Origin of the sequence: Stenotrophomonas sp. Y-13 (genome assembly GCF_046267925.1) — a bacterium.
In the GTDB taxonomy this organism is placed as follows: Bacteria; Pseudomonadota; Gammaproteobacteria; order Xanthomonadales; family Xanthomonadaceae; genus Stenotrophomonas; species Stenotrophomonas acidaminiphila_A.
The window spans coordinates 185617-211030 of sequence record NZ_CP176501.1 but is presented as its reverse complement, the minus strand read 5'-3'; the positions used below and the strand labels follow the sequence as shown (position 1 = coordinate 211030).

Genomic DNA, 25414 nt, shown 5'->3' with positions numbered 1-25414 from the left:
GGACGGGGATCGGTCACCCGGTCGCCGCCTGTGAGCCCGCTGCACGGCGGTACCGACCAGTGACCGGCCTGCCCGGGCACGCATGCCACTGCTCGCGGCTCGCGCGCCGCGGTGGGCAACACCGGTTGCGGCCCGCCAGCCGCGCTCAGCCCTGGAAATCGCGCCAGAGCGGAATGCCGCGCCGGCGTGCATTCCAGCGCCCGTACAGCCCCATCGACAGGCCGAACAGCACGCCGGCCAGCACCGCGGCCAGCAGCACCATGCCCACCGGCATCTGCGAACGGCGCCACAGCATCAACCACATCAACAGGCCCCACACCGGCCCGAAGAAGCCCCCCATCAGCAAGGCATTCGGGACAAGCCCCATCATGAGCGGCGGCGGCACGCGGAAACCGAGCTTCCACAGCAGCCGGTACAGCAACGGCGCGGACGTGCCGCGCGGCAGGCCCTTGCCATCCAGCATCGCCAGCGCCCGCTGCAGGCGCTGGCCGAATTCACCGTCCAGGGTCGCCATGGTTCAGAGCGCGTCGGCGTCGAGCTCGCCGGTGCGGATGCGCACCACGCTGCCCAGGTCGTACACGAACACCTTGCCGTCGCCGATCTTGCCGGTGCCGGCGGCCTTGACGATGGCTTCCACCACCTCGTCGGCCTGGGCGTCGGTCACCGCGACCTCGATCTTCACCTTGGGCAGGAAATCGACCACGTACTCGGCGCCGCGGTACAGCTCGGTGTGGCCCTTCTGCCGGCCGAAGCCCTTGACCTCGGTGACGGTGATGCCGGCCACGCCGCGCTCGGCGAGCGCCTCGCGCACGTCGTCCAGCTTGAACGGCTTGACGATGGCCATGATCATTTTCATCGGTCGTATCCCTGTCTGTGTGCCGGGGAAAGCATAGCCTGCCCGGCGCTGACCCGGCAGGCGCGGGGCGTGCCGCACGCACGGCAAGGGATTATCCTGATGTCCCCACGCAACAGAGCCCGATGGCCGCGGTTGCCGGCGGCGCCTAACCTGCCAGCCTGCCCCGCGGAGACGCCCACATGATCGACCTCAACCACATCGATGCGCTGGCCCGTCGCCTGAGCGAGCTGGTGCCGCCGGGCCTGCGCGAATCGCGCGAGGAACTGCAGGCCACCTTCAAGAGTGCGCTGCAGGCCGGCCTGGCCAAACTGGACCTGGTCACCCGCGAGGAGTTCGAAGTGCAGCGCGCCGTGCTGCTGCGCACCCGCGAGAAGCTGGACGCCCTGGAACAGGCCGTCGCCGCACTGGAAAAGCGCCCCGCCGGCGACGCCTGAGCCACGCTCATGAGCCTGGCGCTGGTGCACAGCCGTGCCCGCGCCGGGGTGGATGCGCCGCCGGTACGGGTCGAAGTGCACCTGTCCGGCGGGCTGCCCTGCACCCAGATCGTGGGCCTGCCCGAAGCGGCGGTACGCGAATCGCGCGACCGGGTGCGCGCGGCCATTCTCTGCGCACAGTTCGAGTTCCCGGCCCGGCGCATCACCATCAACCTGGCCCCGGCCGACCTGCCCAAGGACGGCGGTCGCTTCGACCTGCCCATCGCACTGGGCATTCTCGCCGCCAGCGGCCAGATCGACCGCCAGTCGCTGGCCGCGCATGAGTTCATCGGCGAACTGGCGCTGACCGGCGAACTGCGCGGCGTGGACGGCGCGCTGCCGGCGGCCATCGCCGCGGCGCGTGAACGGCGCACGCTGGTGGTGGCGCCGGACAACGCCGACGAGGCCGCGCTGGCGCGGCAGGCGACGGTCAAGGTCGCGCGTACCCTGCTGGAGGTCTGCGCCGGCCTGGCTGGCGAGAAGACCCTGCCCGACGCGCAGGTCAGCACCTGCGACCCCGCGCCGCTGCCGGACCTGGCCGACGTGCGCGGCCATGCGCAGGCCCGCCGCGCACTGGAGATCGCCGCCGCCGGCGGCCACCATTTGCTGCTGGTCGGTTCGCCCGGCTGCGGCAAGACCCTGCTGGCCTCGCGGCTGCCTGGCATCCTGCCCGAGGCCAGCGAGGCCGAAGCGCTGGAAACGGCGGCTATCGCCTCGGCCGGGCGCCACGGCGTGGACCCGACACGCTGGCGACAACGGCCCTACCGCGCTCCGCACCACACCGCCAGCGCGGTCGCCCTGGTCGGCGGCGGCGCACTGCCGCGGCCCGGCGAGATATCGCGGGCGCACAACGGCGTGTTGTTCCTGGATGAATTGCCCGAATGGAAGCGGCAGACGCTCGAAGTGCTGCGCGAGCCGCTGGAATCGGGCGTGGTCACCATCGCGCGGGCCGCGCGCAGCACCGAGTTCCCGGCCCGCTTCCAGCTGGTGGCGGCGATGAACCCGTGCCCATGTGGCTGGGCCGGCGACCGCAGTGGCCGCTGCCGCTGCTCGGCCGACGCGATCGCCCGCTACCGCGCACGCATCTCCGGCCCGCTGCTGGACCGCATCGACCTGCAGCTGCAGGTGCCACGGCTGCCACCGACCGAACTGCGCGGCGATGCTCCGCCCGCCGAAACCAGCGCCGCCGTGCAGGCCCGCGTAGCGCAGGCACGTACCCGCCAGCTGCAACGTGCCGGCACCCCCAACGCCCGCCTCGACCCGGGACAGACCTTGCATCACTGCGTGCTGACCGCCGCCGACCAGGCCATGCTCGAACAGGCGATGGAACGCCTGCAGCTGTCCGCACGCTCGATGCACCGCATCCTGCGCGTGGCCCGCACCATCGCCGACCTGGCCGGTGGCGGCCCCATCGAACGCACGCACCTGGCCGAGGCCATCGGCTACCGCCAGCTGGATCGCGCCGCCGGCGATTGAGCGCGGCGCATTCGCGCCCGGCCCGGTACGTCGGCGCGGCCGCAGCTGCCGGCGCGCACGCCATTCAGCGACGCGATGCCCACGGGCCACGAAGCGGCGGATGCGCACCCGGCCCACGGCTGCATGCGGCAGGCCGTGCGCGCGTTCGCGTTCCAGTCGCCACCGATGCGACGACAATGGCCGACTATGGACCTTCCCTCCCGTGGAGCCGGACATGGACAGGATTGAGCGCCCTTTCTTCCCGATCATCTACGTGCGCGGCTATGCCATGACCCGCGCGGAGATCGTCGAGACCACCTCCACGCCGTTCATGGGGCTGGAGGCCGGTTCCACCAAGATCCGCCAGGCCCAGGACGGCTCGGTGGTGAAGTTCGTGTTCGAGTCGCCGCTGGTGCGGCTGATGAAGGACTACGGCTACCGCGACGTCTATGACGGCGGTGCCGAGCTGCGCAGTGGCATTTCGCCACGCAGCATCGTCATCCACCGGTATTACGATGTGGCCGACCCGGCGTTCGGCGACGGCAAGGCGCCGTCGATCACCGAGGCCGCGGCCAGTCTGGGCCGGCGCATCCTGGAGCTGCGCGACAGCGTGTGCGGCAACAACGCCAGCCAGCGTCGCGACTTCCGCGTGTACCTGGTGGCGCACTCGATGGGCGGGCTGATCTGCCGCTGCCTGCTGCAGAACCCGGAGGTGGCCAGCGCCGAGGCACGCACGCTGGTGGACAAGGTGTTCACCTACGCCACCCCGCACAACGGCATCGACATCGCCGGCATCAACGTGCCCGACCTGCTGTCGATCAACGACATGAACAACTTCAACCGCGGCAACATGGCGCGCTACCTGAAGGTGCCACGGGACAAGGTCAACACGCTGGGCGATTCCGGCTTCCCGCCCGAGCGCATGTTCTGCCTGATCGGCACCAACAGCCGCGACTACGCGGTGGCGCGCGGGCTGTCCTCGTTCGCGGTCGGCGCGCTCAGCGATGGCCTGGTGCGCATCGCCAATGCGTACGTCGAGGGCGCGCCGCGCGCCTTCGTCAACCGCAGCCACAGCGGCTACTTCGGCATCGTCAATTCCGAGGAGGGCTACCAGAACCTGTCGCGCTTCCTGTTCGGCGACATCTGCGCCACCGCGCAGCTGGACATCACCGCGCTGGCCCTGCCACCGGAGGTCGAGGCCGCGCGCCGGCGTGGCAGGCGGGTGCGTTCGTCGTATTACATCGAGGCCACGGTGGCGCCGCGCGGCGCCTATACCTACCAGCTCACCGCGCGCACCCAGGCCAACGAATCGGCGGTGCGCCGCGAGTACGACGACATCTTCGACGCCGACGGCAACGTGCGCCGCGACGCGCGCGCGCCGGTGCTGTTCTCGGTGTTCCTGGACAGCCGCCGCATCACCGCCGGCAGCGAGGTCGCCTTCTCCATCGAGCTGGCGGTGTGCAACGCCGGCTACGAGGTCGATGGCGCACTGTTCCTGAAGAACCACATTCCCGGCGAGTACCTGTTCCGCAACACGCTGGTGCTGTTCGCCCGGCCCGACGGCGACCGCTGGCGGCTGCGCTATGTCTGGGCCGACGACCACTGGGCTGGTGGCCCGAAGACCCAGGCCGAACTGGACGAAGCCAGCACGCGGGCCATCGGCATCGCCCAGCAGGCGCCGGACGTGTTCACGGTGCCGGTGGCCTCGGCCAAGGGCTTCGCCGCGGAACTGAAGATCGCGCTGTCGCAGTGGGTGTGAGGCGGTAACGGGTCGCTGGCGGCGGTGTTCTCCGGTTGCCGCAGCAACGCAGGCGGGACCCACGCCGGCGTTGCGGCGGCCTGCGCGGCACCGGCACGCATGACCACGCCGCGTCCGACCTGCAACGGTTTGAAGTGATTGCGGCGCCCTGTCGCCGATCTTCGCGCGCCAGGGCTTGGGCTTGCGCAAGCACACCCGGGCCAGCGCGGTGCGGCGCGCACGGGATCCGGGCGGCACCCGGCGCCGGCTCTGCCGGGCCCAGCGCGAAGGCGCATCCCTGCGCCGGCCTCGTCGGGGCGCGCCGTCGCGCTAGTGGAAATCCCGCGATTGGGTGCGCAGGTCGCCGAGCAGGTGGCTGAGGTCGTGCAGGTCGCGCGCGACCAGATGCTGCACGCCATCGACCTGCTCCCAGCGGCCGCGCACCGCCATCAGCCGCGCACCCAGCAGCACCTTGCGCCGGCGCGCGGCCAGGGCCTGCCAGACCACCACATTGAGCGGGCCATGCTCGTCCTCGAGGGTGACGAACACCGTGCCCTTGGCCGTGCCCGGGCGCTGCCGCTGCACCACGATGCCGGCCACATGGGCGCCGCGCCCGTGCGGCAGTTGCCGGACCTGGGCGATGTCGAGCACGCGCTCGCGCTGCAGCCGCGCGCGCAGCAGCGACAGCGGGTGTTCGCCGAGGGTGAGGCCGAGCACCCGGTAATCGGCCAGCACCTCCTCGCCGGCCGAAGGCGCCGGCAGCGACACCGCGTCCTCGTCGGGGCTGCCGGGCAGCAGCGGGCGCTGCCGCTCGATGCCGGCCACTTCCCAGCGGGCGGCGTGGCGGTGCCCGGCCAGCGCCTGCAGCGCGCCGGACTCGGCCAGCGCGCGCCGCGCCCGCTCGTCCAGGCCGGCGCGCAGGCACAGGTCGCGCACGTCGGTGAACGGGCGCCTGGCCCGCGCGGCGACGATCGCCAGCGCCGCGCCTTGCGGCAACCCGGCCACCTGGCGCAGGCCCAGGCGGATGCCTGGCTGGCCGTCGTCATCGCCCGGGCCGCGGCGCACGCGCCCGCCTTCCAGGGTGTTGTCCCAGTCGCTGCGGGTCACGTCCACCGGCAGCACCTCCACCGCGCGGCGTCCGCCGCGGCCGGCGCGGCGCGCGTCCTGGACGATCTCACTGGGCGAATAGAAGCCCATCGGCTGCGCGTTGAGCAGCGCACAGGCGAAGGCCGCCGGTTCATGCCGCTTGAGCCAGCTGCTGATGTAGACCAGCTTGGCGAACGAGGCGGCGTGGCTCTGCGGGAAGCCGTAGGAACCGAACCCTTTTATCTGCTCGAAGATCTGCTCGATGAATGCGTCCGAGTAGTGCTTCTGCTTCATCAACACGCGGATCTTCTCGCGGTGCGGCTCCATGTCGCCACCGCGGCCCCACGCCGCCATCGAGCGCCGCAGGTGGTCCGCTTCGTGCTCCTGGTAGCCGGCATGGATCACCAGCTCCATCACCTGTTCCTGGAACAGGGGAATGCCCAGCGTGGGCCTCAAAATGTTCCGGATGCCATCGGAGGGGTAGGTCACCTCCTCGCGGCCCTGCCGCCGCCGCAGGTACGGATGCACCATGTCGCCCTGGATCGGCCCCGGGCGCACGATCGCCACCTCGATCACCAGGTCGTAGAAGCACGCCGGCTTCAGCCGCGGCAGCATGCTCATCTGCGCGCGCGATTCGATCTGGAACACGCCCACGGTGTCGGCGGCCTGGATCATGGCGTAGGTCGGTTCGTCACCGGCCGGCAACCGCGCCAGGTCGATGCGCTGGCCGCGGTGCCGCTCCACCAGCTCCAGTGCCTTGCGGATGCAGGTGAGCATGCCCAGCGCCAGGCAGTCGACCTTGAGCAGCTTCATCGTCTCCAGGTCGTCCTTGTCCCACTGGATGATGGTGCGCCCGTCCATGGCCGCGTTCTCCACCGGCACCACGGTGGACAGCGGCGCATCGCTGATGACGAAACCGCCCACGTGCTGCGACAGGTGGCGCGGGTGGCCGTTCAACTGCGCGGTGATCGCCATCAGCCGCCGGATCAGCGGGTTGTCCGGGTCGAAGCCGGTCTCGCGCAGGCGCTGCGCCATCGGCACCTCGCCATTGCCCCAGCCGTGGCACCCGGCCAGCAGCGCGATCTGGTCCGGCGGCAGGCCGAAGGCGCGGGCCACGTCGCGCACCGCGCTCCTGCCGCGGTAGCGGATCACCGTGGCCGCCAGCGCGGCGCGGTGGCGGCCGTACTTGGCGTAGACGTACTGCAGCACTTCCTCGCGCCGCTCGTGCTCGAAGTCCACGTCGATGTCCGGCGGCTCGTCGCGCTCGCGCGACAGGAAGCGCGCCATCAGCAACCGGCTCTCGGCCGGGTCCACCACGGTGATGCCCAGCGCGAAGCACACCGCGGAATTGGCCGAGGAACCGCGCCCCTGGCACAGGATGCCGTTCTCCTTCGCGAAACGGACGATGTCCTGCACGGTCAGGAAGAACGCCTCGTACTGCTTGTAGGCGATCAGTTCCAGTTCGCTTTCGATCTGCCGGACCACATCGGGCGGCACGCCTTCCGGCCAGCGCTCGCGCATGCCGCGTTCGGTCAGTTCGCGCAGCCAGCTGCCGGGCGTGTGCCCGTCGGGCACCAGCTCGGTCGGGTAGCGGTACTGCAGCTGGCCCAGGTCGAAGCGGCAACGGCGCGCCAGCCGCACCGCGTTCTGCAGCAGCGCAGGCGGATGGATGTTGCCCAGCGCGCGGCGGGTGCGCAGGTGGCGCTCGCCATTGCGGAACAGGTGCGCGCCGCATTCGGCCAGCGGCAGGTTGTAGCGGATGGCGGTCATCGTGTCCTGCAGCATGCGCCGGCGGCGCACGTCCATGTGCACGTCACCGCTGGCCAGTGGCGTCATCGCCAGCGCATCGGCCAGCGCCAGCAGCTGCTGCAGGCGCGCGGCGTCGTCCTGCTCGCGGTGCAGTTCCACCGCCAGGTGCGCGCGTGCACCGAACAGCGCCCGCAGCCAGCGCCCCTGTTCCGCCTGCGGCTCGGCGCCCGGCAACCACAACGCGAACAGGCCCGAGGCCTCCGCATCGACGCCACCCAGCACCGCTTCCACGTCCGCCCGTGCCAGCCGGTACGTGCCCTTGCCGGCCGCCAGGCGGCCGCGGCTGATCAGCTCGCACAGGCGCGTGTAGCCGTCGGCGGTTTCCACCAGCAGCACGCAGCGCAGGCCGCAGGCCAGGGCGAACTCGCTGCCGACCACCAGCTTGACGCCGCTGGCGCGCGCCGCCTCCCAGGCGCGCACGATGCCGGCCAGCGAGCATTCGTCGGTGATCGCCAGCGCTTCGTAACCACAGTCGCGCGCACGCGTGAACAGTTCCTCGGCGCTGGCCGCGCCGCGCAGGAAGGAGAAATCCGACAGGCAATGCAGTTCGGCATAGGCCGGCAGGGCATCCTCGCCGGGCGCGCCGTCGTTGGCGGCCACGCGCCCCAGGCGCTGCGCCACTTCCCAGGCGCGCGGCACGCGGGTGCCGGCATGCGAATCGCGGGCTTCGCGGCGGCTCATGCGAACCACCCGTGCAGCATCCAGCCGCCCTGCTCGCCCGGCGGCGCGAACGCCCAGGCGCGCTGGCCCTGCGAGGTTTCCAGCACGTAGTAGTCGCGGCGCGCGTCGTCGCCGTCCCACCAGCCGCTTTCCAGCCGTTCCGGGCCGGACACGATGCGCAGGCGCGGATCGCGCAGCGGCACCGGCTGCGGCAGCAGCCAGCCCGGGCGCGGCGGCAGCCCCGGCGCGGCATCGCCGATGCGCGCCTCGTCGCCCTGCAGCGGCCGCCAGGCACGCTCCGGGCGCGGATCGCAGGTCGGCGTGATGCGATGCACCGCGCTGTCGCCCAGGCGCGCGCGCAGCCGCTCGCGCAGCTGCGGCCACGGTTGCTGCTGGCGCGTGCGCGGATCGAACAGGTCGCGCGCGGCCGGCACGAACGGCGGCAGTTCGCGGGCCAGCAGGCGCAGCGCCACCACCGGCCGCTCGAGCCGCACCTGCTCCAGGCGGTTGCGCACCAGTTCGAACAGCAGCGCCGGCTCGCGCTCGGCGGCCAGCAGCCCCACCGCCACGTCGCTGTGGCCTTGCTCGTGTTCCAGCCGCAGCACGAAACGCTGCACGCCGCCGTCGCGCACCGACAGGTAAGTGCACAGGTCGCCGACCAGGCGGCGCAGCGGGAACAGCAGCGCGGTGTGGCTCTCGACCTCGTAGCCCAGCTCCAGCCGCGCGTCGAAATGGTCCGGCGGCGCGTAGTACGCCAGCGGGTCGTCGGCGTGGCCATACAGGCGCTCCAGGTGTTCGAGCAGCGGCAGGCCGAAGCGGCGGCGCAGCGCATCGCGCGGCAGCGCGCGCAGCGTGCGCAGGTCGCCGATGCCCATGTGCCGCAGGCGCTCGCCGGTGTCCCCCGGCAACCGCGCGTGCGCCACCGGCACCCGGTCCAGCAGCGCCGTCATCGCCGCCGGCTGGGTGACCGCCAGGCCATCGCCCAGGCCGGCCAGCACCTGCGCCGCGCGCGGCGTCGGCGCCAGCCCGATGCGGTGGCTGAAACCCAGCAGCGCCAGTTCCTCGCGCAGCCGCGCCTCGATGCGCGGCCACGGACCGAGCAGGGCGAAGCTGGCACGCACTTCCAGCACGATGCAGCCGGGCCACTGCGCGCTGACCAGCGAACTGTGGCGGTAGGCCCAGGCGGCCAGGAAGCGCTGCCAGCGCGCCTCGGCCTGCGGATCGTGTTCGACCAGGGCCAGCCCGGGCAGCAGCGCATGCGCCGCGGTCAAGCGCATGCCGGCCTGGACCCCGGCGGCGGCCGCGGCGGCGTTGACCGCCTGCAGGGTGCGCAGCTGCGCCGGGCCGCCGACCAGCGCCAGCGGCGCCTGCGGGTCAGGACAACGGCGCAGGACGGCGTCCAGCGCCAGCTGCGGCAGCAGTACACAGGCCCAGAGCATGGCCGCGCCTCACCGCGTGGCCAGGGCGAAGGCGCGCGCCGGCGCCGGGCCGCCACGGCACTTGCGCACCTGCCAGGCGCTGCCGCCGTGCGCGTCGCGCACCGCTTCCAGGCGCAACGCGGCCGGCGAGGGATTGGCCGCATGGCGGCGGTCGCGCAGGGCGAACCCCAGGCACTGGCCGCTGTCGGCCGCCACCTGCAGCCGCCGCAGCGCCGGGGTGTCGGCCTGCCGCGGCCAGCCCAGCACCGCGGCGCAGGCGCCACTGCGCAGGCATTGCTCGAACGCCCACAGCGCATCGCGCGGGGTGGCCTGCACGATCTCCAGCCGCTCCAGCGCCACGCCCGCGGCCTGCCAGGCCGGGGCGTAGGGCACATACGGTGGCGCCACCACCGCCACCGTGGCGCCGGCCTGGCTCAGCCGCGCGAGCGTGGGCAGCAGCAGCGCCAGCTCGCCCACGCCATCGGCCGGCAACAGCAGTTCGGTCAGTGCATGCCGTGGCCAGCCGCCCTGCGGCAGCAGCGCATCGAGCGCGGCGTGGCCGGTGGGCTCGCCCAGCGCCGCGGCCGAGGCACGCCCGGCGTGCCACAGCGTCTGCGCCGCCAGCAGGCTGTCGAGGGCGACCACGGTGCCCATTCAACCCGGGCGTACCAGCCCGCAGTAGACGCCTTCGATGGCGAAATCCTGGCCCGGCCGCACCTCGATCGGCGCATGCGCGCGGTTGCGCGGCAGCAGGTGGATGCGCCGCGGCCCGCACTGCAGGCGCTTGATGGTCAGCTCGCCATCCACGCGCGCCACCACGGTCTGGCCGTCGCGCGCCTCGGGCGTGCGCTGCACCCCGACCAGGTCGCCGTCGAGGATGCCGTCGTCGATCATCGAATCACCCTGCACCCGCAGCAGGTAGTCCGGACGCAGCGCGAACAGCCGCCGGTCCAGCCAGAACTGCTGGTCCAGGCCGATGTCGGCACCGATCGGCTGGCCCGCGGCCACCCGCCCCAGTACCGGCAAGGGCAGCAGGTCGGCGTCGCCACCGGGCAGGCGCAGGCCGCGCTTGCGCCCGGGCAGCTGCTCCAGCAGGCCATCGGCCAGCAGCGCCTGCACGTGCTTCTGCGCGGCGTTGCGCGAGGCAAAGCCGAAGGCATCGGCGATTTCGGCCAGGCTGGGCGCGCGCCCGGCCGCCAGCTCCCCGCGCAGGAAGGCGAGGACGGCGGCGCGCTGCGGTGGCAGGTCGGCGGGGATCATGGGTGTACATTTGTACACCCATTGCGTGGCAGAGGCCAGTATTGGCCGCGCGACTCCTGCACCACGGAAGGCAGCGACAAAAAAGCAGGCGCCACTGCGGGCGTTCCGGCTTTTCTTCACTGCTCGGCGTATGCGGCGGGTGTCAGCCCGCCCAATGTCTTCTTTGGCCGCTCATCGTTGTATACCCTGCGCCGGTTTTCAATCTCGGTGCATGCGTGAAGCAGACTTGGGAACCAGTGTTCATTGAGGCACTCGTCGCGCAAGCGCGCCATTGAACGATTCGATGTAGGCGTTCTGGTTTGGCTTGCCCGATTCGATCAGGCGCAGTTGCACGCCACGCTCGTGGGCCCAGGTGACCACCTCCTTGCTACAGAACTCTTTGCGGTTGTCGCTACGGATCACCTTCGGAAGCCCGCGCCAGACGATCCATCACGCACATTACGCCCATGCTGGAGATCGTGCGTTCGACCTCAGTAACAAAGACCTCGTGCTTAGCGTCGTCGACGACCGTCCGGCACTTCATGACGCGGCCCTCCGCGGTGCGATCGAATACGAAGTCCATCGACCAGACCTCGTTGGGCGCCGTGCAGCGAAACAAGGGGTGCCGTTCGCCTGCCCCCTTTGCGCCTGCGGAGGCGTACCTGCAGCTTGGCGACCTGATACAACCGCTCTACACGCTTGTACTTCACGAGCATCCTTCTTGCCTAAGCTTCAGCCAGATCATTCAGACGCCATGGCACTTGTGCCGCTGCGCCAAGGCCACGATCCGCTACCGAAGTTCGCCGTTGCGGTCCCCGCGGTGCATAATGCAAAGCGCTGACGCTCATACGCAGCATCGTCAATGCACGGCGTTCGTTAATCCTTTGGCTCGTCATCTCCCGCGCCAGCAATCGTCGCACCGGTGCGATCATCACTTTGTTCGCAGTGCCTCGCGAGTAGCCTCGTTCTCCAACATCGACTCTGCCAGTAGCTTCTTCAGCTGGGCGTTCTCCGCCTCCAGCTCCTTAAGTCGCCTGGCCTCGGGCACCGTCATACCCCCGAACTTGCTGCGCCAAAGGTAGGTATGAGACTTCTCTGAAGCCATGCTTGGGCAATAGGCCCCTCACTGCCATGCCGGCTTCGGCCTCACGCAGGAAGTCGATGATCTGCTCTTCGGAAAATCGCTTCTTCACATCCATTCTCCATGAGCTGGATGATTGGACTCCTAATCGCTGTGCTACTCAAAACTGGGGGACCTCGATTTCCTGCTTGCGTTAGACTCCACGGTGATTCTATGAACGTCGACGGATCAGTGATGCGACTTAAGTTCCGGCATGGCCGTGCGGCTGAAGTGAAAATCGGGAGGCGGAGAATAAATAATCATCTCCTCAGTCCACTGCGGCGTTATGTAGATGAGAGTCTGCAGGAGAAATGAGGATCATAAGTTGTTCTGGATCTGGCTCGGGCAGGTCGCTGAGGGGCACAGCGACCACAGCGCCGACAAACTGCCAGCTGGCGTTACGCGCGACTGGTGGCCTACTGCATTAGTTGGGAGGGGGAAGATGAATTTTTTTTACCGAAAGTGGTGGATAGTCGTAGCGATTAATGTGGTCGTAGCAGGAGCTGTCGTTGGAGTTTGCTACTCCTTAGGCCCGGAGTCGAAGCTTGTCGCTCTGCTGACTGGGATCGCACGCCAATTTCCTTGGGTGACACATCTCTCCGGCAAGTCGCAAATGGGCGTGTTCGGCGAAATCTACTACATGATGACCCTGCCGGTTGTGCCCGCTTCTGCATTGGCCTTCTATAGATCAATGATCCATAGCGCGGACGGTGGTTACTCGGAATGGGCTTCTGATACGTTCAAGCCCGCTCAGCGTGTTGCCGCAGTTCCGCTGGGCCTGATTGTTGTGGCCTTCGCTATCGCGGCTTCATTTGGAATGGAAGGGCAAAATGTTAGGTACTTGAGGATTGGGGATTCCATGTTGGCTATGTCGACTCAGGGATGGATGCCCTTCTGTGCGGTCGGGTCGGCGATTGGTTTTGGAGTGGCGCTGATTAGAAAGTTCTTTCTTGACTAACTACCATCAGAAGGGGGCATGGAATGACGCGATTCATGAAGCTCAAGCCTGGGGCCAGTGTTACTGGTCGATCCGGTGACAGGAGAGGTCACCATAGAGAATCCTGATGGCACCACGCTGACACTTAGCTACGACGAATACTCCCGGATGTTCACGGCGTACGGTAACGGCAGCGTTGTCAACATAAGCCAATTCTCTCAAGGCCTACTGAGCGCGGCGCTTTTGACGTCCCAAGCTATCAACGACTATAAAGTTCCCAACTTGGTGATGTTCTACGCCGCTGTGCGGACCGGGGACCATGCCTACTCTGAACTCCTGAAGACCATTGCGGAACAATTCGATGCCGAATCATTAGCGCATAAGTCCGATGCCCTGAGGTTCGAGGGAGCGGCCGAGCAGTTCCGCAACACCGCTATCGGGATGAAGAGCTTTCTGTCCGGCCAAGCGCTTCACCTCGGCGAGACCGCACAGGCCAAGCTAAATCAGGCCATCGCATCATCAGAGAGGGCGGCAGCTCTCACAGAGAAGGCCAGTGCCGTACGAAGCACTAAGGCGATGGTCGACGCCAGGTACGCGCATGTAGGCGCTGCGATTGACATTGTGCAGCTGTTGGTGGCAATCCAGGATGGAGAGGTTAACGGGATACTCAAAACATCCAGTGGCATCCTGGGGGGCATCGTGCTGGCTGCAATCGGCACATTCTTCGGCGCACCATTGGCAGCCGGCATAGCGTTGGGGATAGGGGGAGGAATCCTTGCTGAGATATTCTATGACGCGTGGATTGCTGATGGCTTTGAAGACGCAGGGAACATATGGGACTACTTTAGCCAGAGGGCTTTCAGCCCAGAGGTTAATGAGAGCTTCGAAGATGCGAGGCGATTTGTTCCCAGGAGAGATCCACTTGTGTTGGATCTCGACGGTGATGGGATAGAAACGGTCGGTCCGGGTACTGTTCTCTTCGATCACGATGGTGATGGTGTGAAAAGTGGCAGCGGCTGGGCATCACCACATGACGGATTCCTAGTCTTGGATAGGAACGAAAACGGACTGATCGATAGCGGCAAGGAGCTTTTTGGAGCCGACACTGTGCTGAGCGACGGAACGCATGCCACGTCAGGATTCGCGGCACTCGCCGACCTAGATACGAATGGCAATGCGTTATTCGACGCCGGCGATACAGAGTTCGCCAATGTTCGCGTATGGCGCGACGTCAATCAGGATGGGGTATCACAGAGCGAAGAACTGTCATCGCTGAGCAGCCTTGGCGTTGTTTCTGTAAACTTGACACCCACTTCAAGTACAGACATCGATCTAGGAAACGGGAATTCTATAGATAATCTCGGTTACTTCACGCGCGCCAACGGATCGACGGGGGGCGCAGGCGATCTTCTGCTGGCGATTAACCACTTCTTCCGCGATTACTCGGGCGATTTGGATCCGGTTCCCGTCTCAGAAGAGGCGAGCGTCCTCACTGGGATCCGAGGTAGTGGCGTCGTGCGGGATCTGGCTGAGGCAGCTACGCTGTCACCAAGTCTAATGGCTGAGATCCAAACCCTGCAGCCGAGTGTCACGCGTAGTGAGATGCAGGGAAGCCTAGACTCTATCATCTCGCTCTGGGCGGATACGTCGCAAATGCTGAGCACGGAGGCGCTGCTGGAGGCTTCCGGTGGCGTGGCTAGGCGCGTCATCTATCACGGTCCAGTCCCCGCCAATGTGCAAGTACAGGGTCAATCAGCAGTCGAAGCATGGATGGAGACCCAACACTTAGAGCTATCGCCTCTGATTGCTGTCCTAGAGCGGTTCAATGGCTCCAGTCTCGTGAGCGTTTTTGAAGACCAAGTTTCCACGGCTGGCAGTACATTCTCGTGGATTCCTGTCAACACAGGGGCCGGCAGCGAGGAGGTGATGCGAATCGCGCTTCCGGCGGGCCAGATCGAAGTGTTGCGTAGGGCATATAGCGATCTTCGCGAGTCTGTCTACGCAGGCTTGGTCTCGGCAACGAGATTGAGGGGCTACCTCAGCGCCGTAACGGGAGAGTACATAAATGGGTCTTGGCAGTACGACTTGTCGGCGCTAAACCTGATGCTTGTTGCTAAGCATGGTGAAAATCTTACGGAGGCCCTCGAGGACCTGATAGACCTGCACAAGTATGCTGGGCAACTGCTGGAGAGAGCCGGCTGGGATGGAATGGCTTTGCTTGAGTCTTGGATTTCGGATGCAACTTCTCAGCCAGGTAATCTTGCTGCCCTGTCAGCTGCGGGGATTACTCTGGGCGTCTCCAGCGTCATGGCTGGCTCCGTCACCAATGATGTTTTGTGGGGCGGACAGGACCGGGAAACGATCCGCGGGAACATGGGGGCGGATCTGTTGGTCGGTAACGCGGGCGACGACACCCTCAACGGAGATCAGGGTGGGGATATCCTTTACGGCGGCTCCGGAAGCGATCATTTGTATGGTGGCGCGGGTATAGACAGCATGTTTGGTGGGGTAGGGGATGACAGGCTGTTTGGAGAGGCGGATGACGATATTCTCGATGGCGGTGCAGGCGACGACCAGCTGAGTGGTGGTGCAGGAAACGACACGTATGTGTTCGGGCGCGGCGATGGCCAGGACACGATCATCTATGACCATGATCTCTCGCCGTCCCGGATGAATGTCCTAGAGTTCAAGGCTGACATCCTGGTTGACGATGTGGTCGTGAAGCGTTCGAGTGACGACCTGATCCTGACCATTGCCGGAACCACCGACCAGGTGACGGTGCGGTCGTTCTTTACCAGTAACCTGGCCAACGGAGTTAACAACCCAGTCCAGATGGTGGCGTTCGCAGATGGGACGACATGGGATGCCAGTGAACTGGTACGAAGAGCATTTGTAGGTACTGCGGGTGCCGACTTTATTTACGGAACGCAGGATGCAGACGTCATCTACGGTCAGTCCGGAAACGATACGCTACGAGGCAATGGAGGTAATGATGTCCTGTATGGCGGTGATGGCATCGACACGCTGCATGGGGACGCTGGCGACGACATCCTGGAAGGCGGAGCCGGAAATGACTCGCTCATCGGTGGTCTCGGCAACGACACCTACCTCTTCGGCTTGGGAGATGGGCAGGACACAATTGTCATTGACAGTGAGATCACGCCAGGAAAGCTGAATGTCCTGCAATTCAAAGAGGGCATCTCGCCATCTGACGTGATTGCTGCACGCGTCAACTCAAACATTGTTCTGACTATCATCGGAACGAGCGACAAGGTCACCATAACCTCTTTCTTCTCCGGTGATCAGCCTGGCGGCACCAATAACCCAGTCCAAGAAGTGCGCTTCACGGATGGCACCATCTGGGATGCCGAGGCGTTGGCGGCGACAGTGGATGGAGCCTTGGTCGCTGCCATGCAGACGCACTTTGGATCTGTCTCAGGGGATCTGCTCGATCCAGTCAGTTCTATAGGATTGCCTAAGGATCATGTTGAGGAGGCTTGGCCATCTCCGCGCTACTCGGCAGAGCTTCTTCGTCTGATTGACGCGATAGCCTCCTACTCGGGGCCCGATCACAGTACCCTTCCCCTGGGAAGTGCGAATCCTTGGGACCATGCCAGATATATTGCCGGGGCTCTTGTGGCGGATCCCGGTACGCGGCAGGCCTCATTGACTCATTGAAGGAATTGGCCCGCGCATTACTTGCGCGGGCATCTTTCCCTTATCCTCGCGACGTCTCTTGAGGGGGCGCTGCGCAGCGATGCAGGACAGTTGGTTAGAGCATGGGAAAGGCTCACTCAGAGTCTTCCTTGCTTGCAAGTCGGGCGCGATCAATTCGCGCGGCCCGGGGAGCATCGTGATGTGCATTGACGTTATGTGACATCACGCCTTCAGTAGCGGGTCCGTTTGGAGTCCGGGTTCAATGTGGCCGGCTCTCGACCAGTTGTTTTGTATAAGCCGCAGGTGTCAGCCCGCCGAGGCTCTTCTTCGGTCTCTCCTCGTTGTATTCGTGATGCGAGGCACTGATCACGACGCAGGCGGGCGGCGCCCCATCGTGGATACCGCAGCATTGCTCAATGTAGGCCAGAAAAGCCAACACCTGGTCGGACGTGGACGGCCGCTTGCTCAACGTGGCCGCTTCGGTCAGTGGGTCGGCGGCTTCCAGTTCGGCGTGCTCAGCATCGTTGGCAATCGTCAACCTGATCTTGTTCAACTCCGACCAGTATTTCATGTCGAGTTTCCCGGCCAAGTGTTCCAAGGGCTCACCCAGGAACGTCCGGTAGTGCCAGTTATCTTCGTTGGCGGCGTCGATCACGTCGCGGATGGGGTACATCGTCCGGGAAGATAGCCCTGACGTGTTGTGCAGGCGGGCACGTTATTCCAACAGATCGGCCAGCACCCTCGCGTGACCCCTCGAGCTCCTGATTGATCTCCACCAATGCCTCTCGGTCGGCTCGGGCCTGGGCAATCTTCGCTGGGCTCCAGAACGCCTGAACCGACAGCAACATGCACATGAACTGCTTCACGGCATGAGCCCGGTGATGCAGTTTGTCATAGACCTCCTGACATGCCTCAGTCAGTCTTCACTTCGCTCCAGAAGGCGTTGGGCCACGGCGTTATCGCTGGGCAGGATCTCGTGTTCCAGGTTGTAACGGAGACCTTCCCAACTCCATGGTTACCTGATCTGAATTCGCGATGACGGAGGGCAGCTCCGTCGTCTTCAGGCCCAGAGATGCAGATGCAATCGACTGCCGCTGGAATGCAGGGGGAACAGCCATTCAAAGTCACAACGTCGCCTCACGGGGCGAGCCGCACGATGCGGCGCATCATGACCACCATGATCGTGCGTGGCGTTACACAGAGTACTGAAGCTGCAGAGCCACGGATGGGCGTCACGGAGGCTTCTGCTCAACCGCCCGAACGTGCCGTTCTGGAGCAGGTACTCACGTACCCATCGAGACAAATAACTCATTGATTTAATTGGCGCGCCCGGAGGGGTGAGAGGCCGCGCCTGCACGCCACTGGCGTGCGCGGCATCGAACGCCTTCGCGCGCTGCGCGAAGGCCGGCAATCGCGACGAAGCGACATCGAAAGATGGCGCGCCCGGAGGGATTCGAACCCCCGACCAATGGCTTCGGAAGCCACTACTCTATCCGGCTGAGCTACGGGCGCGTTGTGTGTCGCTGCGGGAGCCAGGTGGCTCCCCACCGTCCGGCGCTGCCGGGCGGACGCGCATTCTAACGGTAAATGCATGCGCAGGTCTGCCCCCATCACACCCACCCGGGGCAACGGACCGCCGGGCCCGGCTGGTAACCTGTGCGCATGGGTTACGAACGCTACCAACAACAGCCGGCGCCGGTGCCGTCGCGGCTGGCCAGCTACTGGAAACTGATGCGCGCCGACCGCCCGATCGGCACCCTGCTGCTGCTGTGGCCGACCTGGTGGGCGCTGTGGCTGGCGTCCGGTGGCATGCCGGCACCGTGGACGCTGTTCGTGTTCACCGCCGGCGTGTGGCTGACCCGCTCGGCCGGCTGCGTGATCAACGATTACGCCGACCGCTGGCTGGACCCGCACGTCAAGCGCACCCAGGACCGCCCGCTGGCCACCGGCGCGGTGTCCGGGCGCGAGGCGCTGGCGCTGTTCGCCGGGCTGATGCTGATCGCATTCGCGCTGGTGCTGACCCTCAACGCGTTGACCATCGGGCTGAGTTTCGTCGGCGTGTTCCTGGCCGCCACCTACCCCTACCTCAAGCGCTACACCCACCTGCCGCAGGTCTACCTGGGCATGGCCTTCGGCTGGGGCATCCCGATGGCCTTCGCCGCGGTGCAGGGCGAAGTGCCGCCGCTGGGCTGGGTGCTGTACGCGGCCAACATCCTGTGGTCCACCGCCTACGACACCTGGTATGCGATGGTCGACCGCGACGACGACCTCAAGGTCGGCTCGCACTCCACCGCCATCCTGTTCGGCGACCTGGACCTGGTGATCCAGGGCATCCTCTACGCGCTGTTCTTCGCAGCCATGGCACTGGCCGGCCAGCGTGCCGGGCTGGGCATGGCCTACTGGGCCGGCCTCGGCGTGGCGGTGGCGCTGGTGGCCTGGGAGTTCTGGATCTGCCGCACGCGCGAGCGCCAGGCCTGCTTCCGCGCGTTCCTGCACAACAACTGGGTCGGGGCGGTGCTGTTCGCCGGCATCGTCGCCAGCCAGTACCTGCACTGACCGGGCAGCGGCCCGCCACCGGACGGGCCGCTGCCGTCGCGGCGGTGCCTCAGGCCGCCGTCCTGCCCAGCCGCCGCAGGCGGAACGCCGCCACCACCTGCAGCACGCCGTAGACCAGCGCCATCGCGCCGATCCACAGCGACGTGACCATCAGCCCGCTCAGCGGGTTGAGCGCGAACAGCACGCCCAGCACCACCGCCAGCAGGCCGCTGAGGACCAGCAGCCATTCGCCACGGATGTGCTTGCGCACGCGGATGGCGAAGACGATGCGGTAGATGCCGCCGACCACCAGCCACGCCGCCAGGAACAGCAGCAGCACGCTCGCCGTGGCCAGCGGGTTGAGGATCGCCAGCACGCCGAAGGCAATGGACACCAGCGCGTAGAACACCGCCCAGCCCCGCGATACCGGCGCCGAACCGGCGATCGCCGCGGCCAGCGCCACCACGCCCTCGACGATCGCCACCACCCCCAGCCACAGCGCCAGCACCGCGGCGGTGCGTACCGGTGCCATCACCGCCAGCACGCCGAAAGCCACCGCGAACAGGCCGAACAGCAGGACCACCCACCAGTGGCGCGACATCGCGCCAAGCAGCGTGTCGGAAGGGAAATTCGGGTTGCCATTCATGTCATCGCTCCTTGCAGTCAGGGAATGCGTTGCAGGACAAGCATAGGCCGGGCGTGTCGCCCTGCCGTGTTCAGGGTACCCGCGCGCACACCCAGGCATCGACCCGCACCACCCCGGCCCGGCGCAGCGCGCGGGCGGCGGCCTGCACGGTGGTACCGGTGGTCATCACGTCGTCGACCAGCGCCACGTGCGCCGGCAGGCGCCCGCGGGCGGCGAAGGCCTGGCGCAGATTGCGCCGGCGCGCGGCCGCATCCAGCGCCGACTGCGGCGGGGTGGCGCGGGTGCGGTGCAGGCCGGCCAGCACGGGCAGCTGCAGCGCGCGGCCCAGCGGCCGCGCCAGCTCCAGCGCCTGGTCGTAGCCGCGCCGGCGCAGGCGCGACAGGTGCAGCGGCACCGGCACCAGCGCCTGCGGCCGCGCCACCGGCGCCAGCCGGGCGTGCATCAGCTGCGCCAGCAGGCGCCCGGCGGCCAGGTCGCCATGGAACTTGAAACGCCGCAGCAGCCCGTCCGCCGGCGCCGCGTACAGCAGCGCGGCATGCACCGCCGCCAGCGGCGAACGCGCGCCCTGGCAGGCGCCGCACAGCGCCCCGTCCGGTTCGGTGGCCGGCAGTGGCAGGGCGCAGCCACGGCAGGCGCGTTCCAGCCAGGGCAGCGCGGCCGCACAGGCGGCGCACAGGTCGCGGCCGGGCGTGCCCGGCTCGCCACAGACCAGGCACAGCGGCGGGAACACCAGCCCGGACAGCGCCGCGCCCACCCTGTAAACCAAAGCACTTAGCGATTTGTTGACAGCAGGCTGCATGCTCACCAGACTGCCCCGCTTCCGTTGCCCGATCTGTCAGGAAACACCGATGCCCGCCGTCATCCGCCACGACTGGAGCCGCGAGGAATTGCTGGCGCTGTTCGACCTGCCCTTCCCCGAACTGCTGTTCCGCGCCGCCAGCGTGCACCGCGAACATTTCGACCCGGCGCAGGTGCAGGTCTCCACCCTGCTGTCGGTCAAGACCGGCGGCTGCCCGGAAGACTGCGCCTACTGCCCGCAGGCGCAGCGCTACGACACCGGCGTGGACGCGCAGAAGCTGATGGACACCGACAGCGTGGTCGCCCGCGCCCGCGCCGCCAGGCAGGCCGGCGCCTCGCGCTTCTGCATGGGCGCGGCCTGGCGCTCGCCCAAGGACCGCGACATCCCCAAGGTGGCGGCGATGATCCGCGAAGTGAAGGCGCTGGGGCTGGAAACCTGCGCCACCCTGGGCATGCTCGAAGGCCACCAGGCGCAGGCGCTCAAGGACGCCGGGCTGGACTACTACAACCACAACCTCGACACCGCGCCGGACTATTACGACTCGATCATCCACACCCGCCAGTACCAGGACCGGCTGGACACGCTCGAACACGTGCGCAACGCCGGGCTGAAGACCTGCTGCGGCGGCATCGTCGGCATGGGCGAGACCCGCGAACACCGCGCCGGCCTGCTGCTGGCGCTGGCCAACCTGCCGGCGCACCCGGACTCGGTGCCGATCAACCGCCTGGTGCAGGTCGCCGGCACGCCGCTGCATGGCAGCGCCGAGCTGGATCCGTTCGAGTTCGTGCGCATGATCGCGGTGGCGCGCATCACCATGCCGCGCTCGATGGTGCGGCTGTCGGCCGGGCGCGAGAGCATGAGCGACGAACTGCAGGCGCTGTGCTTCGCCGCCGGCGCCAATTCCATCTTCTACGGCGAAAAGCTGCTGACCACCGGCAACCCGGACACCGCGCGCGACCAGGCGCTGTTCGCGCGGCTGGGCATTTCGCCGATGCAGGTCAACGTGGATGCCGACGACCACGACCACCCCGGCACCGTGCACCTGGACATCGCCCCGGCCTGCGCGGCGACCGCCTGAACCGGCCGCGGCAGGCAGCGGCGGCGGTGCCCGGCATCGCCGCGCCCCCCACGCCGCGCGGCCTGCCGCCGGGCCGCGCCGCAAGCGGCTGCAGCGGCGACCGGTTACGCTAGCCGCCCACCCGTCCATGAACTGACGCCATGGCCCGCCCCGACCTCCTCGCCCGCCTGCAGGACCAGCGCAAGCTCCGCCAAGCGCAGGGGCGCGTCCGCGTGCGCCGCAGCGTCGGCCGCCGCGACGGCGTGCGCCTGGAAGTCGGCGGCAGGTGGCTCACCGGCTTCTGCAGCAACGATTACCTGGGCCTGTCGCAGCAGTTCGAAGTGGTCGCCGCGCTGCAGGACGCCGCCGGCCGCGAAGGCGCCGGCAGCACCGCCTCGCACCTGGTCTGCGGCCACCACGCGCTGCACGAGCAGCTGGAACGGGAAATGGCCGACTGGCTCGGCTATCCGCGCGCGCTGCTGTTCGACAGCGGCTTCATGGCCAACCTCGCCGTGCAGCAGGCACTGCTGTCCGAAGAGAGCGACGTCTGCGTGCAGGACCGCCTCAACCACGCCAGCCTGCTCGACGCCACCCGCCTGGCCGGCTGCCGCCTGCGCCGCTACCCGCACCTGGACAGCGAAGGCGCCATGCGCCAGCTGAAGAACGCCGCCGACGGCGCCGCCATGCTCGCCACCGACGGCGTGTTCAGCATGGACGGCGACATCGCCCCGCTGCGCTCGTTGTCGCTGGTGGCGCGCATGCAGGAGGCGCTGTTCTACGTGGACGACGCGCACGGTATCGGCGTGGTCGGCGAACACGGCCGCGGCTGCGTGGCCGACGCCGGGCTCGGGGTCAACGAAGTACCGCTGCAGCTGGCCACCCTGGGCAAGGCGCTGGGCGGCCACGGCGCGGTGGTGCTGGGCGAGGAAAGCCTGATCCAGCACCTGGCCGAAACCGCGCGCCCGTACATCTACACCACCGCGCTGCCGCCGGCGCAGGCCGCCGCCTCGCTGGCCGCGGTGAAGCTGGCGCGGCGCGACCACTGGCGCCGCGAGAAGCTGGTCGAACTGATCGCCGCGTTCCGCGACGGCGCGCGCCGCAACGGCCTGGAACTGATGCCCTCGGAAACGCCGATCCAGCCGCTGCTGTGCGGCGACGAGGCCACGGTGATGGCGCTGGGCGCGGCATTGGAGCAGTCCGGGTTCATGGTCGGGGCGATCCGCCCGCCCACCGTGCCCGAAGGCAAGGCGCGGCTGCGCATCACCCTGTCGGCGCTGCACACCCTGGAACAGGTCAAGGCGCTGGTCGAAGCCACCGCCCGCGCCCGCGACCTGCTCGCCTACGAGCAGTCGCTGAACACCGCCAGCGCCTGAAGAACACCGTATACGCATGCATATCGACGTCACCGGCAGCGGCCCGGCACTGGTCCTGATCCACGGCTGGGCACTGCACGGCGGCATCTTCGCGCCGCTGGTGCAGCGCCTGTCGCCACACTTCCAGCTGCACGTGGTGGACCTGCCCGGCCACGGCTTCAGCCGCGACGACGACACCCCGCTGCGCCTGCCCTACCTGGTCAACGCCATTGCCGCGGCCACCCCGCCGGCGGTCTGGTGCGGCTGGTCGCTGGGCGGGCTGGTGGCGCTGCACGGCGCGGCCACCCTGCCGCAGGTGCGCGGGCTGGCGATGCTGGCCGCCACACCGCGCTTCGTGCGCGACGCCGACTGGCCCGACGCGGTGGAGCGCAGCGTGTTCGAACAGTTCGGCCAGGACCTGGAACAGGATTACCGCGGCACCCTGGAACGCTTCCTGGCGCTGGACGTGATGGGCTCGCAGCACGCGCGCAGCGAACTGCGCACCCTGCGCGAGGCGCTGGTCGCGCGCGGCGAACCGGCACCGCGCGCCCTGCACGAAGGCCTGGCCCTGCTGGACCGCAGCGACCTGCGCGGCGCCCTGCCCGGGCTGCGCGTGCCCGGCCTGTGGATCGGCGGCCAGCGCGACCGGCTGGTGCCGGCCAACGCCATGCACGGCGCCGCGGCGCTGGCCCCGGCCGGGCTGCACACCGCGCACACCATCGACGGCGGCGGCCACGCGCCGTTCCTGGGCCATGCCGACGACGTCGCCGGGCGGCTGCAACGCTTCGTTGCGGCCTGCGCGTGAGCCGCCAGCTGCGCGCATCGCCGATCATGTGCGGCCACGGGACACACCGGGAGTAACGCGATGGATCTGGGCATCGCCGGGCGCTGGGCACTGGTCTGCGGCGCCAGCAGGGGGCTGGGGCTGGGCTGCGCGCTCGCACTGGCCGGCGAAGGCGCCAACGTGGTCATCGTCGCCCGCGGCACCGACGCGCTGGAAGCGGCCGCGGCGCAACTGCGCGCGCTGCCCGGCGCCGGGCAGGTCATCGCCGTCGCCGCCGACATCACCACCGCCGCCGGCCGCGCGGCCGCGCTGTCCGCCTGCCCGCAGGTGGACATCCTGGTCACCAACGCCGGCGGCCCGCCGCCGGGCGACTTCCGCCACTGGGAGCGCGAACAGTGGCTGGCCGCGCTGGACGCCAACATGCTGACCCCGATCGAACTGATCCGCGCCACCGTCGACGGCATGGCCGCGCGCGGCTTCGGCCGCGTGGTCAACATCACCTCCAGCGCGGTAAAGGCGCCGATCGACATCCTCGGCCTGTCCAACGGCGCGCGCTCGGGGCTCACCGGCTTCGTCGCCGGCGTCGCCCGCACCCACCTGGCGCGCAACGTCACCCTCAACAACCTGCTGCCCGGCGCGTTCGACACCGACCGCCTGCGCGGCACCCTGGACGCCAGCGCGCGCCGCCAGCAGCTGCCGCTGGACGAGGTGGCCGCGCGCCGCCGCGCCGGCATTCCCGCCGGCCGCTTCGGCACGCCGGACGAGTTCGGCGCCGCCTGCGCCTTCCTGTGCAGCGTGCACGCCGGCTACATCACCGGGCAGAACCTGCTGATCGACGGCGGCGCCTACCCCGGTACCTTCTGACCCCGTAGCAACCACGTATTCCCATGCCTGCCCTGTTCGACTCCAAGCACGTCCGCCGCGCCTTCTCGCGCGCCGCCACCAGCTACCATGCCGCCGCCGTGCTGCAGCAGGAGGTCGGCAAACGCCTGCTGGAATCGCTGGATTACCTGGAAGCGCGGCAGCCGCAGGTGGTGCTGGACGTGGGCAGCGGCCCGGCGCATGCCACCGCGGCGATGAAGAAGCGCTGGCCCAAGGCGCAGGTGATCGCGCTGGACCTGGCCCTGCCGATGCTGGCCGAGGCCAGGAAGCAGGCCGGCTGGTGGCGCCCGTTCTCGCGCGTGTGCGCCGACGCGCGGGCGCTGCCACTGGCCGACAACAGCGTGGACGTGATCTTCAGCAACCTGTGCCTGCAGTGGGTGGAAGACCTGCCGTCGGTGTTCGCCGGCTTCCGCCGCGTGCTCAAGCCCGGCGGCCTGCTGGTGTGTTCCACCTTCGGCCCGGAGACGCTGGTGGAACTGCGCGAGGCGTTCGCCCAGGCCGACGACACCCCGCACGTGAGCCGCTTCGTGCAGATCGCGCAGTTCGGCGACGCGCTGATGATGGCCGGCTTCCGCGACCCGGTGCTGGACCGCGACCTGTTCACCCTCACCTACGACGACCTGCCGGCGCTGATGCGCGAGCTCAAGGCCATCGGCGCCACCAACGCGCTGAGCGGGCGCCGCCACACCCTCACCGGGCGCAGCCGCTTCAACGCCGCGCAGGCGGCCTACGAACCGCTGCGCCGTGCCGACGGCAAGCTGCCCAGCAGCTGGGAAGTCATCTACGCCCAAGCCTGGGCGCCGGAACCGGGCGCGCCGATCCGCGAACACGGCCACGACGTGGCCGCGGTGCCGCTGTCGGCCATTCCGATCCGGCGCCGGCCGCAGAACCCGTAACGGCGGGGCCTGCCG

20 protein-coding genes, 1 tRNA gene and 1 pseudogene are annotated in these 25414 nt (G+C 68.1%); 11 read left to right on the top strand and 11 right to left on the bottom strand.

The window, feature by feature from the left end; genetic code table 11:
• Nucleotides 1-145 precede the first annotated feature (145 nt).
• Complete coding sequence (locus tag ACJ7VY_RS00910) at nucleotides 146-514, bottom strand: DUF6404 family protein (protein WP_409476172.1); 369 nt, start codon at nucleotides 512-514, stop codon at nucleotides 146-148.
• A gap of 3 nt (nucleotides 515-517) precedes the next feature.
• On the bottom strand, nucleotides 518-856 hold the full coding sequence (locus tag ACJ7VY_RS00905; RefSeq protein WP_054662546.1) for a P-II family nitrogen regulator: 339 nt from the start codon (nucleotides 854-856) through the stop codon (nucleotides 518-520).
• Nucleotides 857-1035: 179 nt separating this feature from the next.
• Between ACJ7VY_RS00905 and ubiK the strand changes: the two genes are divergently transcribed.
• The 3 genes from ubiK (at nucleotide 1036) to ACJ7VY_RS00890 (ending at nucleotide 4543) form a co-directional block, all read left to right on the top strand.
• Nucleotides 1036-1290, top strand: coding sequence for a ubiquinone biosynthesis accessory factor UbiK (gene ubiK, locus ACJ7VY_RS00900; RefSeq protein ID WP_161615329.1), 255 nt, complete (start codon nucleotides 1036-1038; stop codon nucleotides 1288-1290).
• A 9-nt stretch (nucleotides 1291-1299) separates the two neighbouring features.
• Complete coding sequence (locus tag ACJ7VY_RS00895) at nucleotides 1300-2805, top strand: YifB family Mg chelatase-like AAA ATPase (protein ID WP_409476171.1); 1506 nt, start codon at nucleotides 1300-1302, stop codon at nucleotides 2803-2805.
• A 214-nt stretch (nucleotides 2806-3019) separates the two neighbouring features.
• Nucleotides 3020-4543, top strand: a complete 1524-nt coding sequence (locus ACJ7VY_RS00890; protein WP_409476170.1) for a lipase family alpha/beta hydrolase — start codon at nucleotides 3020-3022, stop codon at nucleotides 4541-4543.
• A gap of 309 nt (nucleotides 4544-4852) precedes the next feature.
• On the opposite strand, the gene ACJ7VY_RS00885 is transcribed toward ACJ7VY_RS00890, so the two are convergent.
• From ACJ7VY_RS00885 to ACJ7VY_RS00865, 5 genes and pseudogenes are all read right to left on the bottom strand, one after another.
• On the bottom strand, nucleotides 4853-8098 hold the full coding sequence (locus ACJ7VY_RS00885; protein ID WP_409476169.1) for an error-prone DNA polymerase: 3246 nt from the start codon (nucleotides 8096-8098) through the stop codon (nucleotides 4853-4855).
• On the bottom strand, nucleotides 8095-9516 hold the full coding sequence (locus ACJ7VY_RS00880; RefSeq protein ID WP_409476168.1) for a Y-family DNA polymerase: 1422 nt from the start codon (nucleotides 9514-9516) through the stop codon (nucleotides 8095-8097). Before ACJ7VY_RS00880 ends, ACJ7VY_RS00885 begins: the two co-directional genes overlap by 4 nt.
• A gap of 9 nt (nucleotides 9517-9525) precedes the next feature.
• Nucleotides 9526-10149, bottom strand: coding sequence for a translesion DNA synthesis-associated protein ImuA (gene imuA, locus ACJ7VY_RS00875; protein WP_313233327.1), 624 nt, complete (start codon nucleotides 10147-10149; stop codon nucleotides 9526-9528).
• Entirely contained in the window at nucleotides 10150-10755 is a 606-nt protein-coding gene (gene lexA / locus ACJ7VY_RS00870) for a transcriptional repressor LexA (RefSeq protein WP_321989772.1), read from the bottom strand.
• 116 nt (nucleotides 10756-10871) lie between these two features.
• Nucleotides 10872-11933: pseudogene (locus ACJ7VY_RS00865) on the bottom strand (IS3 family transposase).
• Nucleotides 11934-12296: 363 nt separating this feature from the next.
• Between ACJ7VY_RS00865 and ACJ7VY_RS00860 the strand changes: the two are divergent.
• Together ACJ7VY_RS00860 and ACJ7VY_RS00855 are read left to right on the top strand one after the other, a co-directional pair.
• Nucleotides 12297-12812 (top strand): hypothetical protein, encoded by a 516-nt coding sequence (locus ACJ7VY_RS00860; protein ID WP_409476167.1) that lies wholly within the window; start codon nucleotides 12297-12299, stop codon nucleotides 12810-12812.
• Between the two features lie 57 nt (nucleotides 12813-12869).
• Complete coding sequence (locus ACJ7VY_RS00855; RefSeq protein WP_409476166.1) at nucleotides 12870-16469, top strand: calcium-binding protein; 3600 nt, start codon at nucleotides 12870-12872, stop codon at nucleotides 16467-16469.
• 238 nt (nucleotides 16470-16707) lie between these two features.
• Here ACJ7VY_RS00855 and ACJ7VY_RS00850 read toward each other — a convergent pair whose 3' ends face one another.
• Together ACJ7VY_RS00850 and ACJ7VY_RS00845 are read right to left on the bottom strand one after the other, a co-directional pair.
• Nucleotides 16708-17103: a hypothetical protein gene (locus tag ACJ7VY_RS00850; protein ID WP_409476165.1), complete on the bottom strand. Its 396-nt coding sequence runs from the start codon at nucleotides 17101-17103 to the stop codon at nucleotides 16708-16710.
• A 780-nt stretch (nucleotides 17104-17883) separates the two neighbouring features.
• Nucleotides 17884-17960: transfer RNA gene (locus tag ACJ7VY_RS00845), tRNA-Arg, on the bottom strand.
• Between the two features lie 150 nt (nucleotides 17961-18110).
• On the opposite strand from ACJ7VY_RS00845, the gene ubiA reads away from it, so the two are divergent.
• Nucleotides 18111-19004, top strand: a complete 894-nt coding sequence (ubiA, locus tag ACJ7VY_RS00840) for a 4-hydroxybenzoate octaprenyltransferase (protein WP_409476164.1) — start codon at nucleotides 18111-18113, stop codon at nucleotides 19002-19004.
• 49 nt (nucleotides 19005-19053) lie between these two features.
• Here the strand turns inward: ubiA and ACJ7VY_RS00835 are convergent, their stop codons facing one another.
• The gene (locus ACJ7VY_RS00835) at nucleotides 19054-19629 is read right to left on the bottom strand and encodes an HdeD family acid-resistance protein (protein WP_409476163.1); all 576 of its coding nucleotides are present in this window, start codon (nucleotides 19627-19629) and stop codon (nucleotides 19054-19056) included.
• 70 nt (nucleotides 19630-19699) lie between these two features.
• Nucleotides 19700-20428, bottom strand: a complete 729-nt coding sequence (locus ACJ7VY_RS00830; protein ID WP_409476162.1) for a ComF family protein — start codon at nucleotides 20426-20428, stop codon at nucleotides 19700-19702.
• 49 nt (nucleotides 20429-20477) lie between these two features.
• On the opposite strand from ACJ7VY_RS00830, the gene bioB reads away from it, so the two are divergent.
• The 5 genes from bioB to bioC all read left to right on the top strand — a co-directional run bounded on the left by bioB (nucleotide 20478) and on the right by bioC (nucleotide 25399).
• Nucleotides 20478-21506, top strand: coding sequence for a biotin synthase BioB (bioB, locus tag ACJ7VY_RS00825; RefSeq protein WP_104937730.1), 1029 nt, complete (start codon nucleotides 20478-20480; stop codon nucleotides 21504-21506).
• A gap of 140 nt (nucleotides 21507-21646) precedes the next feature.
• Nucleotides 21647-22858, top strand: a complete 1212-nt coding sequence (bioF, locus tag ACJ7VY_RS00820; protein WP_409476161.1) for an 8-amino-7-oxononanoate synthase — start codon at nucleotides 21647-21649, stop codon at nucleotides 22856-22858.
• Between the two features lie 16 nt (nucleotides 22859-22874).
• Nucleotides 22875-23642, top strand: coding sequence for a pimeloyl-ACP methyl ester esterase BioH (bioH, locus tag ACJ7VY_RS00815; protein WP_161615630.1), 768 nt, complete (start codon nucleotides 22875-22877; stop codon nucleotides 23640-23642).
• A 60-nt stretch (nucleotides 23643-23702) separates the two neighbouring features.
• Nucleotides 23703-24485, top strand: a complete 783-nt coding sequence (locus ACJ7VY_RS00810; protein WP_409476160.1) for an SDR family oxidoreductase — start codon at nucleotides 23703-23705, stop codon at nucleotides 24483-24485.
• A gap of 23 nt (nucleotides 24486-24508) precedes the next feature.
• Nucleotides 24509-25399, top strand: a complete 891-nt coding sequence (bioC, locus tag ACJ7VY_RS00805) for a malonyl-ACP O-methyltransferase BioC (RefSeq protein ID WP_409476159.1) — start codon at nucleotides 24509-24511, stop codon at nucleotides 25397-25399.
• Nucleotides 25400-25414 lie beyond the last annotated feature (15 nt).

Coding starts and splice junctions, on each gene's coding strand:
- bioC (WP_409476159.1), top strand. CDS start 24,509: ATGCCTGCCCTGTTCGACTCCAAGCACGTCCGCCGCGCCTTCTCGCGC.
- ACJ7VY_RS00810 (WP_409476160.1), top strand. CDS start 23,703: ATGGATCTGGGCATCGCCGGGCGCTGGGCACTGGTCTGCGGCGCCAGC.
- ubiK (WP_161615329.1), top strand. CDS start 1,036: ATGATCGACCTCAACCACATCGATGCGCTGGCCCGTCGCCTGAGCGAG.
- bioB (WP_104937730.1), top strand. CDS start 20,478: ATGCCCGCCGTCATCCGCCACGACTGGAGCCGCGAGGAATTGCTGGCG.
- ACJ7VY_RS00880 (WP_409476168.1), bottom strand. CDS start 9,516: ATGCTCTGGGCCTGTGTACTGCTGCCGCAGCTGGCGCTGGACGCCGTC.
- ACJ7VY_RS00860 (WP_409476167.1), top strand. CDS start 12,297: ATGAATTTTTTTTACCGAAAGTGGTGGATAGTCGTAGCGATTAATGTG.
- imuA (WP_313233327.1), bottom strand. CDS start 10,149: ATGGGCACCGTGGTCGCCCTCGACAGCCTGCTGGCGGCGCAGACGCTG.
- ACJ7VY_RS00885 (WP_409476169.1), bottom strand. CDS start 8,098: ATGAGCCGCCGCGAAGCCCGCGATTCGCATGCCGGCACCCGCGTGCCG.
- ACJ7VY_RS00830 (WP_409476162.1), bottom strand. CDS start 20,428: ATGCAGCCTGCTGTCAACAAATCGCTAAGTGCTTTGGTTTACAGGGTG.
- bioH (WP_161615630.1), top strand. CDS start 22,875: ATGCATATCGACGTCACCGGCAGCGGCCCGGCACTGGTCCTGATCCAC.
- ACJ7VY_RS00910 (WP_409476172.1), bottom strand. CDS start 514: ATGGCGACCCTGGACGGTGAATTCGGCCAGCGCCTGCAGCGGGCGCTG.
- bioF (WP_409476161.1), top strand. CDS start 21,647: ATGGCCCGCCCCGACCTCCTCGCCCGCCTGCAGGACCAGCGCAAGCTC.
- ACJ7VY_RS00835 (WP_409476163.1), bottom strand. CDS start 19,629: ATGAATGGCAACCCGAATTTCCCTTCCGACACGCTGCTTGGCGCGATG.
- ACJ7VY_RS00905 (WP_054662546.1), bottom strand. CDS start 856: ATGAAAATGATCATGGCCATCGTCAAGCCGTTCAAGCTGGACGACGTG.
- ACJ7VY_RS00895 (WP_409476171.1), top strand. CDS start 1,300: ATGAGCCTGGCGCTGGTGCACAGCCGTGCCCGCGCCGGGGTGGATGCG.
- ubiA (WP_409476164.1), top strand. CDS start 18,111: ATGGGTTACGAACGCTACCAACAACAGCCGGCGCCGGTGCCGTCGCGG.
- lexA (WP_321989772.1), bottom strand. CDS start 10,755: ATGATCCCCGCCGACCTGCCACCGCAGCGCGCCGCCGTCCTCGCCTTC.
- ACJ7VY_RS00890 (WP_409476170.1), top strand. CDS start 3,020: ATGGACAGGATTGAGCGCCCTTTCTTCCCGATCATCTACGTGCGCGGC.